Genomic DNA, 15882 nt, shown 5'->3' on the forward strand with positions numbered 1-15882 from the left:
AGTGTGACGAGGCCTGAAGCCTAGGCTGCATCCATGGCAGGCATATGACAGGCAATGCCGTCGGCGGCATTCGTGGTTTTCCGGGTGCCCCATTGCTCTTGCAAATCATGCGCGCGCACGATTGCCAAGCGCGACGGGCGAGGGCATGAGAATGGCCGCAATCACGTATTCGCGCGCTGGTACGCGCGCCCATCAGGGAGAGAGGGATAATGGCCGCAGGCAAGCTCGGGGCAATGCAGGACTGGACCATGCGGGTCACCGCGGTGATTGATCACGCCGCGCGCGAGGCGGGCGAACGCGAGATTGTCAGCCGCTGGGCCGACGGGACCGAGACCCGCACCGACTGGGCGGGCATCCGGGCCGATGCACTGAAGATGGCGCAGGCCCTGCAGCGGCTGGGGGTGAAGCCGGGCGAGCGTGTGGCGAGCCTTGCGATGAACCATTCGCGCCACCTCGTGAGCTGGTATGGCGTCGCCGGCATGGGCGGGGTGCTGCACACGGTGAACCCGCGCCTTTTCGACGACCAGCTCGAATATATCGTCAATCACGCCGAAGACCGGGTGCTGTGCTATGATGCGGCGTTCCAGCCGATCGTCGACCGGATGAAGAGCCGATGGCCCACGGTCGAGCACTATATCTGCTATGACAGCGGCGAACATGCGCCCGCCTTCGAGGACTGGATCGGCGCCGAGGATGGCGATTTCGAATGGGTCACCGGCCCGGAAACCGATCCCTGCATGATCTGCTATACCTCGGGCACCACCGGCAATCCCAAGGGCGTGCAATACGAGCACCGTTCCACGGTGCTGCACGCCATGAGCGGTCTGCAACCTGCTGCCTTCAATTTCAGCGCGGCCTCGGTGATGCTGCCGGTCGTGCCGATGTTCCACGCGGCAAGCTGGGGCCTGCCCTATGCGGGCGCAATGGCGGGGATCAAGTTCGTGTTCTCCGCCGTGAACGATCCGGCCGTGCTGCATGATCTGATGCTGCGCGAGGGCGTGACCGATTCCGCGGGCGTGCCGACCGTGTGGCTCGCGCATTTCCAGTACTGCGATGCCAACGGCCTCGACCTGCCGCCCTTGAAGGCCGCCACCATCGGGGGCTCGGCCGCACCCAAGTTCATGATCGAGCGGCTGATGAAGAACGGCACCCGCGTCCAGCACGCCTGGGGGATGACCGAAACCAGCCCGATCGGCACGGTTGGCGGGCCGACCTGGGACTGGGACCAGCTCACCCTGGAACAAAGAATCGAGAAGACCGCGATGCAGGGCCGTCCGATTTTCGGCGTGCAGCTGCGCACCGTCGATCTCGACGACATGGCGACCGAACTGCCGCGCGACGGGAAGACCTCGGGCGCGCTGCAGATCCGCGGGCCGTGGATCATCAAGCGCTATTTCAAGGCGGAGCAGGACGCGGTCAACAACGAGGGCTGGTTCGACACCGGCGATGTCGGCATCCTTCACCCCGATGGCACCTTGCAGCTGACCGACCGCACCAAGGATGTGATCAAGTCGGGCGGCGAGTGGATCAGCTCGGTCGAGCTCGAAAACGCCGCCTGCGGGCATCCGGCCGTGGCCGAGGCCGCCTGCATCGGCATATACCATCCCAAGTGGGACGAGCGCCCGGTGCTGTTCGTGGTGAAGAAGGCCGGGGCCGAGGTCACCGGCGGCGAGATCATCGAGCACTTGAAGCCGCTGGTCGCCAAGTGGTGGCTGCCCGATGCGGTCGAATTCGTCGACGACATTCCGCACACCGCCACCGGCAAGATCAGCAAGAAGGACCTGCGCGACCGGTTTGCGGATTACAAGCTTGGCTGAGGTGGAGATTCGGCCTGCGCGTGACAGCGACGCGCAGGCCGTCCGCGACATTTACGCCTTCCACGTCGCGCACAGCACCGCGACTTTCGACACGATTGCACCCGATGTGCAGGCGTGGGCGGAAAAGATCGCCGCTGTAACCGCGCGCGGATGGCCCTTTTTTGTCGCCGTGCGCGAAGGCGTGGTCGTCGGCTATTGCTATGCCACGCAATTCCGCGACCGTGCAGCTTACGCCAAGACCTGCGAGGACAGCATCTATGTCGCCGAGGCCGCGCGGGGGCAGGGCATCGGCACCGCGTTGCTGATGGCGCTCGTTGCTGCCGCGCGCGAGGCCGGTTTCGAGCAGATGGTCGCTGTGATCGGCGGGGGCGAGCCGGCCTCGGTCGCGCTCCACCGCAAGTGTGGTTTCGTCCATACCGGCAGGATGCGCCACGTCGGCTTTAAGTTTGGGCGCAAGCTGGATACGGTCTATATGCAATGCGACCTGACAGGAGAGGGATGGGCGAATGACTGAAACCTACGTCGATCCGAGCCCGCTGAACTTCCAGTCCTTCAAGGACCTGCCGCGCGACACGCCGATCCACATGCTCAACCTGCTGCTTTATCGCGATGTGGCCGAATACCCGCACGGCCATGACCACGCGGGCAAAGGCTGGAGCGGGCGCCGGGCCTACGAGGAATACGGCAAGACGAGCGGCCCGATTTTCCGCAAGGCTGGGGGCCGGATCGTGTGGCGCGGGCGGTTCGAGACGATGGTGACGGGGCCGGAGGTGCGCGCATGGCACGACGGCTTTATTGCCCAATACCCCAACGCGGGCGCGTTCTTCGCGATGATCAAGGACCCCGAATACCAGAAGGCGGTGGTCAACCGTACCGCCGCGCTGGTCGACAGCCGGCTGATCCGCTTTGCGCCGGGCGAAGCGGGAGAGGGGTTCGGTTAAGGGTTCTCAGACTTCTCTGAGCCGCGGCATCAGCTCGACGAAGTTGCAGGGCCGGTTTCGGCTGTCCAATTGCTCGGCGAGAATCCCGTCCCAGCCATCCTTCACCGCGCCGTTCGATCCGGGCAGGGCGAAGATATAGGTGCCGCGTGCAACAATCGCACAGGCGCGCGATTGGACGGTGCTGGTGCCGATGGACTTGAAGCTTAGCCAGCGGAACAGTTCACCGAACCCGGGAATGTCACGCGCGCCGGCGATCATTGCCAGCGCCTCGGGCGTGACGTCGCGGCCCGTCAGGCCCGTGCCGCCGGTGCTCACCACCGCGTCGATTTGCGGGTCTTCGATCCAGGCCTCGAATTGCGCGGCAAGAAGCGCGGCGTCATCCTTGACGATTGTGCGCGCGGCGAGGATGTGTCCCGCCGACTCCACCCTCTCCGCGAGAATGTCTCCTGAGGTATCGTTTTCCGGCGTGCGGGTGTCCGAGACGGTCAGCACCGCGATGTTGATCGGTTTGAAGGGGCGGGTCTCGTCGATCGCCATCAGGGCTCCAACCTTGCCGAGCGGGTGGTGGCAGGGCGCGGGAACTCAGGCCAGCGCCCTTGCGCCAGAGCCCGGCGACTGGGGGAGGCAACGCCCGCCGCACGTTCATACATCCAGTAATTGCGCATCACGATCGCGACATAGCCGCGGGTTTCCCAATAGGGGATCGATTCCATCCACAACAGCGGATCGTTCTGGTCGTTGATCTCGGTGTTCCAGCGCCCGATCGGGGAGAGGCCGGCATTATAGGCCGCCATAATCTTCGGCAGCGCACCGCCTGTGACAGGGGAATCGCGCAGCATTTCCAGATTGCGCTGGCCAAAGGCGAGGTTCACCTCAGGGTCGTCGAGATTGACGTAAGATGCCGACATGTTGAGCGTGGGCGCGTGCTGCCGGACTGTGATAGGGGTTATCTGCATCAGCCCCTTCGCCGCCGCGGGGCTGACGGCATTGGCGCGGAAGTTCGATTCCTGAAGGGCGTGGGCAAAGGCGAGCGAGGGATCAACCTGCCAGCCGCCGACCGGCTGCCAGCGCGCCACCGGAAAGCGCAGGGCAGGGTCGCTGCGCCGGCCATAGGGCGCATGATGTGCCATCCACAGCTGGGTCGAAGGCAGGCCCAGTTCGCGCGCCAGCCGGGCGAGGGCATCATACTGGCCCGCCGGGCCGATCCGCGCCTCGTGGCGCAGCACCTCGTCGGCAAGCCCTGTGCGCCCCACTTCGATCAGCGCGATTGCGACGCGGACATTGCTGCGGCGCGCCAGCTGCTGCCAGTCGTCCGAGCCGAAGGGGACAGGCGGCGCGTGAGCGGGAAGTTCGATGCCGAGCTGGTCGGCGGCAAGCATCCCGTAAAGCGTCTCGGTCATCTGCGCGGCTGCCGAAAGGTGCTGCTGCGCCTGACCCGGCTCGCGGCAGCGGATCAGCGAGCGGTGCGCCCAGTAGTGCCCGGCGGCGGCCAGTTCCACGTTCACGGCTCGTCCAGCAGTGCGGGCGAAGGCCTCGCTCGCCAGCGAGCAATGGCCGAGCCGCCAGGCGGCCAATCCTTCGACCCATGCGCCTTCGGCTACCCATTCGCCGGTGCCTTCGGCAACAGTGCGCGCCAGTTCGAGCGCGGCATTGTCGTTGTTCTCGATATAGTGGCTCCACGCCACCCGCTGGCGCCATTCGGCACGGGCATCACCCGAAAGTTGCCAGTCGACCTCGGCCAGCAGACGTTGGGCCTCGCCGGGATTGTCGCCCTTGATCGCTTCCAGGATCGCCGAGGCCGTGGCCGGAGGCATTGTTCCGTCATTCACGGTCCGCGGCAGGATCCGCTTGGGCGCGGGGGGCTGGCGCGAAAGACCCTGCTCGGCGGGCAGGGCAGGCAGGTATTCCACCCCCCGCTTGGCACCCATGCGGGCAAGCTGTTCGGCTTGCGGCAGATCGACCCCTGCGGCGAACCATGCAGCGATCTGCTCGGCCTCGATTCTCGGGCTTTTGGCATGGGTAAAATATTCTGCCCGCGCGACCTGGGTCAGCACGCCTTTGGGCCTTGCTGCGAGCAGCGCCTCGACCTCGCCCCATTGTTCAGCATCGATCGCGGCAAAGAGCTGGCGGTAGTGGGCACGCTCCTCGGCGCTCAGGACGCTAGCAACAGCGCTGCCCGCAACATCGGCCTCGCTCCAGCGTGCGACCAGGCTGCCCGATTGCGCCCCCGCCGCTGCGGGGACAGCAAGGGCCAGAACCGTGATCGCGGCGGCAGCCGCCCGCCTGCGCTTCAGGTTGAAGCCGACCATTCCATCCATCTCCGCCAGAACCGCGCCTTGAGTTTGGGCACGCCCGTCATGGCCTCGAGCGTCTCGCTGACCATCACCGGAACCTTGCGACCGTTATGGTTGAATTCCCGTAAACCATCATCTGCCCTTCCTGCCAGCATCGCGGGCAGCGCTGTCCCCAGCAACAGCAGGCGCTCGGGCGCGGCCAGTGCGACGTGATGGGCCGTCACCGCGTCCATGCCCGATTTGGCCAGCGCGGCGAGATCGGCCATCGGGGTGTGGCCGGGCAGGGCGGCAGCGATGTAGACCGCGCTTTCCTCAAGCCCCATTGCGCCAAGCATGTTGGCGAGCAGACGGCCCTGCGGCCCTTCGAGCAGTCGCTCGCGGTCGCCCTCCTCAGGCTGGGGCACCAGCACCATCAGTCCTGCACCCGCCGGCCCGCGCGGCGGGATCCGCGGATAAAGCCGGGCGGTGTCGAGTTGCGGTGCGCTGGTCCACCAGCGCCGGAAGCTTTCGAGATCACCCGGCGGCGATTCGCCGAGCAGGTCGCGCCGGGATGGAACATGCGGTGAAGGAGGCGGTGCGGCTTTCTCGCTGCGGTCGGTTCGGCTGGATGCCTTGTCATCCGCCCCGCGCGGTTGACTTCGCGCCGCTGCGGGCAAAGCGGCAGGCGCCTCGATCGGCGCTTGGGCCAACCACGCCGTAGCGTCATCGGTAAAGTCGCAGTCCACGCCCGCGGCCTGCCAGAAGGCAAGCGCGGCTTCACATTCGCGGACAAGGGCAGGTTCGGGGCGGTTCATTGGCAGGCGTGCTATCCAATGCGGGTCTTGACTGTCCCGGCCCCGGTTAGCAAGTGGACGACATCGGCAATTCGCCGGAATGTGCGGCGAGCGCGCCGGAAACCAGCAAGGACCAGGAAAGCCCCATGAGCGAACGTGAATCAATGCCCTGCGATGTCGTGATTGTCGGCGGCGGGGTGGCGGGCCTCGCGGCGGCGATCAAGCTGAAGCAGATCAATGCCGAGCTCGAGGTTATCGTGCTCGAGAAAGGTTCGGAAATCGGCGCGCATATTCTCTCGGGCGCGGTGGTCGATCCGAAGTCTCTGGATGAACTTCTGCCCGATTGGCGCGATATGGGCTGCCCGATGGCCGAAACCCCGGTGACCGATAACTGGCACTGGGTGCTCTCGAAGGGTGGCAAGACCTCGCTCCCGCATGCGATCATGCCGCCGTTGATGAGCAACCACGGCTGCTACACCGGCAGCCTCGGCAATCTCGCCCGCTGGCTGGCCGAACAGGCCGAGGGACTGGGCGTGATGGTGTTCCCGGGCTTCCCGGCGGCCGATGTGATGATCGACGAGGAAGGCCGCGTGGCGGGCGTCATCACGCAGGACATGGGCGTTGCCGCCGATGGCAGCCACAAGGGCGACTATCAGCCCGGGATGGAAATCCACGCCAAGTATACCCTGTTTGCCGAAGGCGCGCGCGGGCATCTGACCAAGCAGATGAAGGCCAGGTACGACCTTGAGGCCAATTGCCAGCCGCAGGTCTATGGTCTCGGGATCAAGGAGCTGTGGGACATTGATCCCAAGAAACACAAGCCGGGCCGCGTGATCCACACGCAGGGCTGGCCCTTGAGCGAGAGTGACTCTTGGGGCGGTGGCTTCCTCTATCATCAGGCGAACGGACAGGTGGCGCTCGGCTTCGTGACCGCGCTCGATTACAAGAACCCCTGGGTCTCGCCCTATCAGGAATTCCAGCGCTGGAAGCAGCATCCGGCGATCCGCGAATATCTCGAAGGCGGCAAGCGCGTGTCCTATGGCGCGCGTGCGATCAACGAGGGCGGCTGGCAGAGCGTGCCGAAGCTCGCCTTCCCCGGCGGCGCGCTGATCGGCTGCGCGGCGGGCTTCGTCAACGTGCCGCGCATCAAGGGCAGCCACACCGCCATGAAGAGCGGGATGCTGGCGGCCGAAAGCATCGCGGCGGCCATTGCGGCCGGTAACGAGAAGACCGAGCTTGCCGATTATGATGCGGCGGTGCGCTCCAGCTGGATCGCCAAGGAACTCCAGCTGGTGCAGAACGCCCAGCCGGCGGTCGCCAAATATGGCGGCGACATCGGCACGGCGCTGGCGGGCATCGACATGTGGATGCGCACGCTCAAGATCGGCCTGCCGGTGAAGATGAAGCACAAGCCGGACTACACCTATACGGGCCGCGCCGATCTTTACCCGAAGATCGACTATCCCAAGCCCGATGGCGTGATCAGCTTTGATCGCCTGACCAACGTCGCCTACAGCTACACCAACCATGCCGAGGACCAGCCGGTGCACCTGCAGGTGGCCGATCTCGGCTTGCAGAAGGCGAGCGAGCTGGAAGTGTTCGGCGGCCCCTCGGCACGGTACTGCCCGGCGGGGGTCTACGAATGGCTGACCGACGAGAAGACCGGCGAGCCCAAGTTCCAGATCAACTCCCAGAACTGCGTCCATTGCAAGACCTGTGACATCAAGGACCCCAACCAGAACATCAACTGGGTGACGCCTGAGGGCGGCGGCGGGCCGAACTATCCGAATATGTGAAGCTGTTGGGCGGCATGTTTTCCATCGGGCGAATTCGTGCCGTCCTGGCTGCGCTGGCATTTCTGCTTGCCTGCGTGTTCGCGGGTTTTGCAAATGAGCAGGTCAAGCAGGTGCCCACCGGCTTCGATCGTGTTGTCTTGCTGATTGGGTTCATTCTCGGCGCTGGGACCGCTTCGCGCTGGATTGCAAGTGGCTCAGTTCGCAATCCCAAAGGCCGGTGAGCGTCAAGCGTGACCAACATTGAAACCGCCTACGCCAAGATCAACCTTGCGCTCCATGTCCGCAGGCGGCGGGAGGATGGGTATCACGCGCTTGAGACCCTGTTCGCCTTCGTCGATGCGGGTGATGTGCTGAGCGCCGCGCCTGCCGCGCAGGACAGCGTCACCACGCTGGGCGAGTTTGCGGGGGTGCTCGACAATCCTTTCGACAACCTTGTCGCCCGGACGCTCAACGCCCTGCCGCGCGCGCAAGGCCTCGCGGTGACGCTGGAGAAGAACCTTCCCGTCGCGGCTGGACTTGGCGGCGGGTCGGCGGATGCCGGGGCGGTGTTTCGCATGGTGGAGGCGCTCCACGGCTTGCCCGATGACTGGCAGGCGCGTGCGGGAAAACTCGGCGCGGATGTGCCGGCCTGCGTGCTCAGCCGCACCCATATCGGCACCGGCACCGGCACCGAGCAATTGAGCGTTGAGGACGACCTCGCCGGAACCCCGGTGTTGCTCGTCAACCCGCGCGTGCCGCTTTCGACCGGGCCTGTGTTCAAGGCGTGGGACGGGCAGGATCGCGGCGCGTTGCCGGATGGCCCCGCGTCCAAGATCGCAAGGGAAGGGCGCAACGATCTCGAAGCGCCCGCCATTTCGCTCTGCCCCATCATCGCCGAGGTGCTGGCCGCATTGCAAGCAACCGCCCCGTGGCTCGCCCGCATGTCCGGCTCGGGCGCGACCTGTTTTGCGCTTTACGACACTATTGAGGCACGCGACGCGGCACTGGCGGCGATGCCGAACGAGTGGTGGACCATGGCGGGGCGGCTGCGATGAGCGAGGTATTCCGCCAGATCGGCAAGCCTAGCCCCGGCGGCATCGTCTGCGCTGCCGACCATGCCTCGAACCGGGTGCCGGAGGATATCGACCTCTGCATCCCCGAGCGCCTGCTCCACGAACATATCGCGGTCGATATCGGCACCGAAGCCATTGCTGAGCGTCTTGCGCGCAGCCACGCCATCCCCGCCCACATCGCCGCCGTCAGCCGCCTCGTGTGCGATTTCAACCGTGAGGAGGACGCGCCCGGTCTCGTTCCCGAAACCAGCGACGGCCACCCGATTCCCGGCAATATCGGCGCGGACCGCGAGGCGCGGCTGAACCGCTTCCATCGGCCCTATCACACTGCTCTTGCCGGGTGGCTGGACGAGGCCTACCCTGCACTGGTTCTCTCGCTCCATTCCTTCACCCCGCGCCTCGAAACCTCGGACGCCGCGCGGCCGTGGCAGGTCGGCGTCCTCTACAATCAGGACGAGCGCGCCGCGCGCATCGCCGTTCCAATTCTCGAAGCCGAGGGGCTGTGTGTCGGCGACAACCTTCCCTACTCGGGGCGCGATCTCAATTACACCATGAACCGCCATGCCGAGGCGCAAGGGCGCCCCTATCTCGGTATCGAGATCCGGCAGGACCTTGCCGCCAATGCGCAGGACCATGCGCGCTGGGCCGACTTGCTTGCGGATGTTGCGCAAAGGGTTGCGTCGGCGCTCGGCTGAAGGCAGGGACGTTTCGCAAATGCCCCGCAGCAGGAAATCTTATGTCGCAGAAGTTTGACAAGTCGAAGCTCCCCAGCCGCCATGTCTCGGTCGGGCCGGAGCGCGCACCGCACCGCTCCTACTACTACGCGATGGGCATGACCGAGGAGGAAATCGCGCAGCCCTTCGTCGGCGTGGTCAGCGCCGGCAACGATTCCGCGCCCTGCAACACGACACTGAACGCGCAGGCCGACATCTGCCGCGAGGGCGTGATCGCGGGCGGCGGCACGCCCCGCAGGTTCAATACCATCACCGTCACTGACGGAATCGCGATGGGCCACCAGGGCATGAAGAGTTCGCTTATCAGCCGCGAGATCATTGCGGATTCGATCGAGGTTTCAGTCCGAGGCCATTGTTATGACGCGCTTGTCGGCTTCGCGGGCTGCGACAAGAGCCTGCCGGGTATGATGATGGCGATGCTGCGGCTCAATGTGCCTTCGATCTTCGTCTACGGCGGGTCGATCCTGCCCGGTACCCACCGTGGCAATGACGTGACCGTGGTGGACGTCTTCGAGGCGGTCGGCCAGTTCGCCGCCGGCAACTGTCCACTGACCGAGCTGATTGCGCTCGAAAAGGTCGCCTGCCCGGGCCACGGCGCCTGCGGCGGTCAGTTCACCGCCAACACCATGGCCTGCGTCGGCGAAGCGATCGGTTTGTCCCTGCCCAACAGCAACATGGCGCCCGCGCCTTACAGGTCGCGTGATGATATCGCGGTCGCGGCTGGCAGGCAGGTCATGGAGCTTGTCGCCCGCAATCTGCGCCCGCGCGACATTTGCACCCGCGAGGCATTCATGAACGCTGCCCGCGTGGTGGCGGCTACGGGCGGATCGACCAACGCTGCGCTTCACTTGCCTGCAATGGCGAACGAATGCGGCATTGATTTTGACCTGTTCGACGTCGCGGAAGTATTCAAGACAACACCTTATATCGCAGACCTCAAGCCCGGTGGGAAGTATGTCGCCAAGGACATGCACGAGGCAGGCGGCGTCTACATGGCGCTGCGAACACTGCTCGACGGCGGGTTCATCGACCCCAACCCGATCACCGTCACCGGCAAGACGCTGGGCGAGAACATCGAGGAGATCACCTGGAACCCCGATCAGAAGGTGTTCTACGATGTGAAGAATCCGATCACTCCCACGGGCGGTGTGGTCGGCCTCAAGGGAAGTCTTGCTCCCGATGGTGCGATCGTGAAGGTCGCAGGGATGGCGCGGCTGCAGTTTTCCGGTCCGGCGCGGGTGTTCGATTGCGAGGAAGATGCCTTCGCCGCCGTCGAAAGCCGGGACATTGCCGAGGGCTGCGTCATCGTCATCCGTTACGAAGGCCCCAAGGGCGGCCCAGGCATGCGCGAAATGCTCTCCACCACCGCCGCGCTATACGGGCAGGGCATGGGCGAGAAGGTGGCGCTGATCACTGACGGACGCTTCTCCGGCGCGACCCGCGGCTTCTGCATCGGCCATGTCTGCCCCGAGGCCGCCGATTGCGGCCCCATCGCGCTAGTCGAGGATGGCGACATCATCGCCATCGACGCGGAAAAGGGCACGATCGAACTGGAAGTCGCCGAAGACGTTCTGGCAGAGCGCCGCAAAGCGTGGACCCCGCGCCAGAACGATTATCAGGCAGGCGCGCTCTGGCGCTATCAACAGGTCGTTGGCCCGGCGCGCTATGGCGCGGTCACTCACCCCGGCGCCAAAGCGGAAACCCATGTCTTTGCGAATATCTAGCGCGCTCGGATGCCTTGCCCTTCTGGCGGGGTGCGGGAGCGAAAGTCCGCCGCCTCCGGGCGATCAGGTCGAATGCGCAGTCGGCGCGGGCGCGGATTATTCGCCCGTATGCACGCTGGAGAAGGTTGCGGCGAGCGGCGAGCTCGTTCTCCATCACCCCGACGGCGGCTTTCGGCGGTTGATCCGCAATCCTGCGACCGGGGCACTGGTGCCGGTTGATGGAGCCGAACCCCTGATTCCCGAGGACACCGGCGAAGGTGCGGTGCAATTCGCCGTCGGCGCCGACCGCTACCGGATCCCGCGAACTCTGCTTGATCCGCCCTCGTCATGAACGGCGCGCAGGTCCTCACCGCAGACCAGATGCGCGCCGCCGAGCAGGTGCTGTTTGACGCGGGGACTTCGGTCAGCGACCTCATGGAAATCGCCGCATGTGGCGCGGCCGAGTGGATCCGGCGGATTGCGGCGGGCCGCTCGGTCACCGTCCTATGCGGCCCCGGCAATAATGGCGGGGATGGCTATGTCATTGCGCGTCGGCTGCGCGAGGCAGGTAACGCCGTCACCCTCATCGCTCCGCTCGAATCCGCTACCGAGGCTGGGCGCGAAGCCCGGCGTCGGTGGAACGGGCCGGTCGCCACGGCCAGCAGAGGGGTCGCGGGCGATGTTTTCGTTGATTGCCTGTTCGGCTCCGGCCTCGCCCGCCCGCTGGTGGCCGAACACGCGCTGCTGCTGCGCGATCTGGCAGCGCGGCACCGGTACCGCGTGGCGGTGGATGTGCCTTCTGGAATCGCCAGCGACAGCGGCGCGGTGCTGAACGAACGCCTGCCGTGCTTTGATCTCACCTTGGCTCTGGGCGCATGGAAATTCGCGCACTGGAGCCTGCCGGGCCGCGCGCTGATCGGGCAGATGCGGCTCGTCCCGATCGGGATTGCGGGTGTGGAGGAGGCAGCGCAGCTTGTTACCCGCCCTCGGCTTTGCGCTCCCCCGGTCGATAGCCACAAATATCGCCGCGGACTGCTTGCCATTGTCGCAGGTGCTATGCCGGGTGCGAGCCTGCTTGCAGCCGCCGCCGCGCAGCATGCGGGCGCGGGCTACGTGAAGCTGCTGGCCCGCCAACCCGATCCGCGCACACCTGCCGATGTGGTCACCGAGACCGCGCCACTCGCCGAGGCACTGGCAGACGCGCGCATGGCTGCGGTGCTCGTCGGGCCGGGGCTGGGGCGCGACGGCACGGCCAAGGCGGCGCTTGGCGAGGCACTGCGACAGGCACCCGGGTTGGTGCTGGACGCTGATGCGCTGATGCTGCTCGCGCCCAACATGCTCGCGCGCGATGTGCCGGTTCTGGCGACCCCGCATGATGGCGAACTCGATATGCTGTGCCGAAATTTCGGCGTCATTGCCGAAGGGCGGCGCGAACGGGCGCGGACGCTGGCCCGTGTGAGCGGCATGGCTGTGCTTGCCAAGGGGCCGGACAGTATCATTGCTGCCCCGGACGGGCGTCTCGCTCTTGCACCGCCCGCACCAAGCTGGCTGTCGGTCGCGGGGACTGGGGACGTCCTTGCCGGAATCGCCGCGAGCCGTATGGCAACGGGCTGCGATCCCTTCACCGCTGCTTGCGAGGCGGTCTGGCTGCATGGCGAGGCCGCGCGGCGTGTAGGGCCTGCCTTTGCGCCGTCGCAGCTTGCCGGGTATGTGTCCGAGGCGCTAGCGGCCTGTCTGTGACCATTGACCTAGCCTCTGGCGAACCCATCATCCGCCTCGCCGCGAAGGGCGACGGCGTGACCGCGTCCGGACGCCATGTCGCGCTCGCCGTGCCGGGCGACATGGTGGATCAGGGCGGGGTGGTGATGCCCGGCGCGCACCACATCGCCCCTGCCTGTCGCCACTTCGCCGCGTGCGGCGGCTGCCAGTTGCAGCATGCCGATGACGCGGTGCTGGCCGATTTCGTTCGGGACCGGGTTGCCAACGCCGCCAAGGGGCAGGGGCTGGAGCCGCAGGAATTGCTACCCGTCCACCTTTCACCGCCCCACACGCGCCGGCGCGCAGGGTTGCACGGTTTGCGCACAGCAAAGGGTGCTGTGCTGGGCTATCGCGAGGGCGGTTCGCACCGGGTCGTCGATCTGGCCGAATGTCCTGTGCTTCATCCCGCGCTTTCCGGTCTTGTTGCGCCCTTGCGCCGCTTCGTGGCGGCCCATGGCCCCAAGGGCATGGTCGGCATCGACCTGACGCTTGCGGATCAGGGTGTCGAGGCGAACCTTTCGAACTTCCCGCTCGAAGGACTTGGGCCGACCGAGGCCGCGCTCGATTTCGCCCGCGAGCACGGGCTTGCCCGCCTTGCCATTGATCAGGGCTATGGTCCCGAGACTTTGTGGGAGCCAGAGCCGGTCACGGTGACGCTGGCGGGCGTGCCGGTGAGCCTGCCGCCAGGCGCCTTCCTGCAGGCGACGCAGGATGCGGAAGCCCGTATGGTCGCGGATGCCGCCGCATGGCTGGGCGATGCGCGGCTTTTGGCCGATCTCTTCGCTGGCCTTGGCACCTTCGCTTTTGCGCTGCGGCAGGGCCGCAAGGTGCTCGCGGTCGAAGCCGAGCGCGCGGCGCATCTGGCCTGCAAGACTGCAGGGGCGCAGGCGGGGGGGCAGGTGCTGGCACTACACCGCGACCTGTTTCGCTCCCCGCTCCAGCCCGGAGAACTCAATCGCTTCGACGCGGTGTTGCTCGATCCGCCCCGCGCCGGGGCGCGGGCCCAGGTGGCGGAGCTTGCGGCGAGTACGCTTTCGCAAGTGGTCTATGTCAGCTGCAACCCTTCAAGCTGGGCGCGTGATGCTGCGACGCTGATCGAGGCCGGGTTCCGCCTGACGAAACTTCGCCCGGTCGGCCAATTCCGCTGGTCCACCCATGTCGAGCTGGTCAGTCTGTTCGAGCGTTAGGCGCGCAAGGCGGCGAGAATTTGCGCTTCGAGCCAGTCGGTATGTTCCGGTTCGACATAGGCATGGCCTGCGCCCGCGCAGCGGCGGATGCGCGGATCGCCACTTTCACCTATGGCCTCCCATGCGGTTTCGAACACCTGCGCGGTGCGGTCGGCCGCGGCAAGCAGGATGCGCACCTCGCCCGTGAAACGCGTGAGGCCTGTGCGCATTTCATTTGCAAGGCTGGAAGGGGCAGGGTCAGGACCGACCGCGCGCGCCAGCCCGCGCGCCAGCTTGGTCAGGTCGACGCCGCCGCCCAGCAGGCGCGCGATCTCGCGCGGGTTCTTCAGCTTTTCCAGATAGCGCGCGCGGATCGCAGCCGGAGGCGGTGTGGGATCGCTGCTCTGATCGGGGGCTTGCTCTTCGATGGTCCACGGATTGGACAGCACTAGTCCGTCGCATCCGGCGCCGCCTGCCAGCATCAGCGCCGAGGCGGCATCACAATTGCCGAAAGCGACCACGCGGGTGATCTGAGGAGCGATGGCGCGGAAGGCCTCGATCGCGGCCGCGATGTCGCGCGCCGAATGGCGAAAACCGCGGTTCTCGCCCTCGCTGTCGCCCACACCGCGCCGATCGAAGCGGAACACCGGAAAGCCCGCGCGGGCAATCCGGGCCGCGAGCCGTGCCTGACCGGAAAAGGCTCCGGCGCGGATTTCATTGCCGCCGCTCACGATCAGGAGTCCGGTCGTCCCTGGCGCCGTGTCGAGCGTAGCTGCCAGCATCAAGGTGCCGCAGCCGAAGGATAGCGGGAGGCGGCTCATGCACCTGTTCCTGCGATGATGGCGGCCAGCGCGTCGGCCTGCGCGGCATCCTCGTCCGGCTCGGCGCGAAGCCACAGGCCGGGGCCGCCGAGCACCGATTGTGCGATCTCGCTGTGTCCATCAGCTTGCAAGGGTTCGGCGCATTCCAGTTCGCGGATCAGCGCTGCACCAAGCGGCCAGCCGCCGAGCGTCAGGCCCTCGCTGCGGCCAAGCGTCAGCAAGGCCTCTGCCTTTTCCTCTCGGCCTGCTTCGCGTGCCGAGATGGTACGGGCGCGCAGCATGGCGCGCAGCAGCTTGGTGCCGGATTGCGAAGCATAGTGCCAGCCGGGCAGGTGTACCGGCGCAAGCAGCGCGCCCGCCCGAATGCCGAGCACATGGGTCGCGCCAAAGCGGTCGGCAGCGTCATTCATGGCCGCGCGCCAGCCCGCAAGGGTCTGGGACTCCAGCGGGGCGAGGCTGTCATTGCAGCCCGGCAGATCGGGCAGGAAGCTGTCGATGCCGGCCTTTTCGAGCCGCCGCATCACCTCGATGGTGAAACGCCGCAGCTTGTTGGCCTCGTCGAACCAGGCGGGCGATATGAGCACGCGCATGTCGCGGCCGCGATCAAAGGCAACCAGCAATTCCTCGCTTGAGTTGCCATCGGGATCGGCAAGGGTCCAGGTCGAAATCACGCGCGCCCGCTGTCAGGCGGTGCCGAGCTTGGCCTTGGCAAAGGCGAACAGCCCGCCATAGGTTTCGAGCATCTCGCCATCGACGTCGTCGTCCTCGATCACGATGCCGAACCTGTCTTCCATTTCGGTCAGCAGGCCAGCGACGGCCATCGAGTCCAGTTCGGGAAGGTGGCCGAACAATCCGGAGTCCGCTTCAAAAACCGCCGCCTGCTCGGCGGGAAGACCAAGCACATCGGCGATCAAGCCCTTGAGTTCGCGGTCGAGCGCGGCGTCGTTCTGGATGCTCGGAACGGTGTTCATTGGATCGCCCAAATCCCTGTCATCGGCGGATGGTGGCGGGGCTTAGCCATGCCCGT

Annotated in this window: 17 protein-coding genes; 11 read left to right on the forward strand and 6 right to left on the reverse strand. The window is 66.1% G+C overall.

Translation table 11 applies throughout. The features are described from left to right. The first annotated feature begins 209 nt into the window (after positions 1-209). From I603_RS02870 to I603_RS02880, 3 genes are read left to right on the forward strand one after another with little or no spacing between them, the layout of a single operon-like run. The gene (locus tag I603_RS02870; RefSeq protein ID WP_068862274.1) at positions 210-1817 is read left to right on the forward strand and encodes a long-chain fatty acid--CoA ligase; all 1608 of its coding nucleotides are present in this window, start codon (positions 210-212) and stop codon (positions 1815-1817) included. A gap of 1 nt (position 1818) precedes the next feature. Continuing rightward, positions 1819-2331 carry a GNAT family N-acetyltransferase gene (locus tag I603_RS02875; protein ID WP_232305226.1) on the forward strand — a complete coding sequence of 171 codons (513 nt, stop codon included), beginning with the start codon at positions 1819-1821 and terminating at the stop codon, positions 2329-2331. Continuing rightward, on the forward strand, positions 2324-2758 hold the full coding sequence (locus I603_RS02880) for a DUF1330 domain-containing protein (RefSeq protein ID WP_068862275.1): 435 nt from the start codon (positions 2324-2326) through the stop codon (positions 2756-2758). Before I603_RS02875 ends, I603_RS02880 begins: the two co-directional genes overlap by 8 nt. A 6-nt stretch (positions 2759-2764) precedes the next feature. Here the strand turns inward: I603_RS02880 and moaB are convergent, their stop codons facing one another. From moaB to I603_RS02895, 3 genes are read right to left on the reverse strand one after another with little or no spacing between them, the layout of a single operon-like run. Then, positions 2765-3295, reverse strand: a complete 531-nt coding sequence (gene moaB, locus I603_RS02885) for a molybdenum cofactor biosynthesis protein B (RefSeq protein ID WP_068862276.1) — start codon at positions 3293-3295, stop codon at positions 2765-2767. Next, complete coding sequence (locus tag I603_RS02890; RefSeq protein ID WP_068862277.1) at positions 3295-5076, reverse strand: lytic transglycosylase domain-containing protein; 1782 nt, start codon at positions 5074-5076, stop codon at positions 3295-3297. The genes moaB and I603_RS02890 overlap by 1 nt, the downstream gene beginning before the upstream one ends. Further along, a complete protein-coding gene (locus tag I603_RS02895) occupies positions 5049-5846 on the reverse strand; it encodes a uracil-DNA glycosylase family protein (RefSeq protein WP_068862278.1) in 798 nt (265 codons plus the stop codon). The genes I603_RS02890 and I603_RS02895 overlap by 28 nt, the downstream gene beginning before the upstream one ends. 125 nt (positions 5847-5971) lie before the next feature. Between I603_RS02895 and I603_RS02900 the strand changes: the two genes are divergently transcribed. Genes I603_RS02900 through I603_RS02930 form a run of 8 tightly spaced genes read left to right on the forward strand, consistent with a single transcriptional unit; the run spans position 5972 to position 14055 of the window. Next, the gene (locus I603_RS02900) at positions 5972-7621 is read left to right on the forward strand and encodes an electron transfer flavoprotein-ubiquinone oxidoreductase (RefSeq protein ID WP_068862530.1); all 1650 of its coding nucleotides are present in this window, start codon (positions 5972-5974) and stop codon (positions 7619-7621) included. Continuing rightward, a complete protein-coding gene (locus I603_RS02905) occupies positions 7618-7842 on the forward strand; it encodes a hypothetical protein (RefSeq protein WP_068862279.1) in 225 nt (74 codons plus the stop codon). Before I603_RS02900 ends, I603_RS02905 begins: the two co-directional genes overlap by 4 nt. Positions 7843-7851: 9 nt before the next feature. Next, positions 7852-8655: a 4-(cytidine 5'-diphospho)-2-C-methyl-D-erythritol kinase gene (locus I603_RS02910; RefSeq protein ID WP_068862280.1), complete on the forward strand. Its 804-nt coding sequence runs from the start codon at positions 7852-7854 to the stop codon at positions 8653-8655. Next, positions 8652-9368 carry an N-formylglutamate amidohydrolase gene (locus I603_RS02915; RefSeq protein ID WP_068862281.1) on the forward strand — a complete coding sequence of 239 codons (717 nt, stop codon included), beginning with the start codon at positions 8652-8654 and terminating at the stop codon, positions 9366-9368. The genes I603_RS02910 and I603_RS02915 overlap by 4 nt, the downstream gene beginning before the upstream one ends. Before the next feature lie 41 nt (positions 9369-9409). Beyond that, positions 9410-11131 (forward strand): dihydroxy-acid dehydratase, encoded by a 1722-nt coding sequence (gene ilvD, locus I603_RS02920; RefSeq protein ID WP_068862282.1) that lies wholly within the window; start codon positions 9410-9412, stop codon positions 11129-11131. Further along, positions 11112-11462: a hypothetical protein gene (locus I603_RS14415; protein WP_143736736.1), complete on the forward strand. Its 351-nt coding sequence runs from the start codon at positions 11112-11114 to the stop codon at positions 11460-11462. The genes ilvD and I603_RS14415 overlap by 20 nt, the downstream gene beginning before the upstream one ends. After that, the gene (locus I603_RS02925) at positions 11459-12850 is read left to right on the forward strand and encodes an NAD(P)H-hydrate epimerase (RefSeq protein ID WP_068862283.1); all 1392 of its coding nucleotides are present in this window, start codon (positions 11459-11461) and stop codon (positions 12848-12850) included. The genes I603_RS14415 and I603_RS02925 overlap by 4 nt, the downstream gene beginning before the upstream one ends. After that, positions 12847-14055, forward strand: a complete 1209-nt coding sequence (locus I603_RS02930) for a class I SAM-dependent RNA methyltransferase (protein WP_232305227.1) — start codon at positions 12847-12849, stop codon at positions 14053-14055. The genes I603_RS02925 and I603_RS02930 overlap by 4 nt, the downstream gene beginning before the upstream one ends. Here I603_RS02930 and I603_RS02935 read toward each other — a convergent pair. From I603_RS02935 to I603_RS02945, 3 genes are read right to left on the reverse strand one after another with little or no spacing between them, the layout of a single operon-like run. Then, a complete protein-coding gene (locus I603_RS02935) occupies positions 14052-14855 on the reverse strand; it encodes a hydrolase 1, exosortase A system-associated (RefSeq protein ID WP_068862284.1) in 804 nt (267 codons plus the stop codon). The genes I603_RS02930 and I603_RS02935 overlap by 4 nt on opposite strands. Next, complete coding sequence (locus I603_RS02940) at positions 14852-15526, reverse strand: alpha/beta hydrolase family protein (RefSeq protein WP_068862285.1); 675 nt, start codon at positions 15524-15526, stop codon at positions 14852-14854. Before I603_RS02940 ends, I603_RS02935 begins: the two co-directional genes overlap by 4 nt. A gap of 12 nt (positions 15527-15538) precedes the next feature. Beyond that, a complete protein-coding gene (locus I603_RS02945; protein ID WP_198157209.1) occupies positions 15539-15826 on the reverse strand; it encodes an acyl carrier protein in 288 nt (95 codons plus the stop codon). Positions 15827-15882: the final 56 nt, after the last annotated feature.

The sequence above is a fragment of the Erythrobacter dokdonensis DSW-74 genome (assembly GCF_001677335.1).
In the GTDB taxonomy this organism is placed as follows: Bacteria; Pseudomonadota; Alphaproteobacteria; order Sphingomonadales; family Sphingomonadaceae; genus Erythrobacter; species Erythrobacter dokdonensis.

Excerpts from the sequence above, each read along its gene's own strand:
- I603_RS02870 (WP_068862274.1), top strand. The coding sequence starts at position 210 with ATGGCCGCAGGCAAGCTCGGGGCAATGCAGGACTGGACCATGCGGGTC.
- I603_RS02880 (WP_068862275.1), top strand. The coding sequence starts at position 2,324 with ATGACTGAAACCTACGTCGATCCGAGCCCGCTGAACTTCCAGTCCTTC.
- moaB (WP_068862276.1), bottom strand. The coding sequence starts at position 3,295 with ATGGCGATCGACGAGACCCGCCCCTTCAAACCGATCAACATCGCGGTG.
- I603_RS02890 (WP_068862277.1), bottom strand. The coding sequence starts at position 5,076 with ATGGATGGAATGGTCGGCTTCAACCTGAAGCGCAGGCGGGCGGCTGCC.
- I603_RS02895 (WP_068862278.1), bottom strand. The coding sequence starts at position 5,846 with ATGAACCGCCCCGAACCTGCCCTTGTCCGCGAATGTGAAGCCGCGCTT.
- I603_RS02900 (WP_068862530.1), top strand. The coding sequence starts at position 5,972 with ATGAGCGAACGTGAATCAATGCCCTGCGATGTCGTGATTGTCGGCGGC.
- I603_RS02915 (WP_068862281.1), top strand. The coding sequence starts at position 8,652 with ATGAGCGAGGTATTCCGCCAGATCGGCAAGCCTAGCCCCGGCGGCATC.
- ilvD (WP_068862282.1), top strand. The coding sequence starts at position 9,410 with ATGTCGCAGAAGTTTGACAAGTCGAAGCTCCCCAGCCGCCATGTCTCG.
- I603_RS14415 (WP_143736736.1), top strand. The coding sequence starts at position 11,112 with ATGTCTTTGCGAATATCTAGCGCGCTCGGATGCCTTGCCCTTCTGGCG.
- I603_RS02925 (WP_068862283.1), top strand. The coding sequence starts at position 11,459 with ATGAACGGCGCGCAGGTCCTCACCGCAGACCAGATGCGCGCCGCCGAG.
- I603_RS02935 (WP_068862284.1), bottom strand. The coding sequence starts at position 14,855 with ATGAGCCGCCTCCCGCTATCCTTCGGCTGCGGCACCTTGATGCTGGCA.
- I603_RS02945 (WP_198157209.1), bottom strand. The coding sequence starts at position 15,826 with ATGAACACCGTTCCGAGCATCCAGAACGACGCCGCGCTCGACCGCGAA.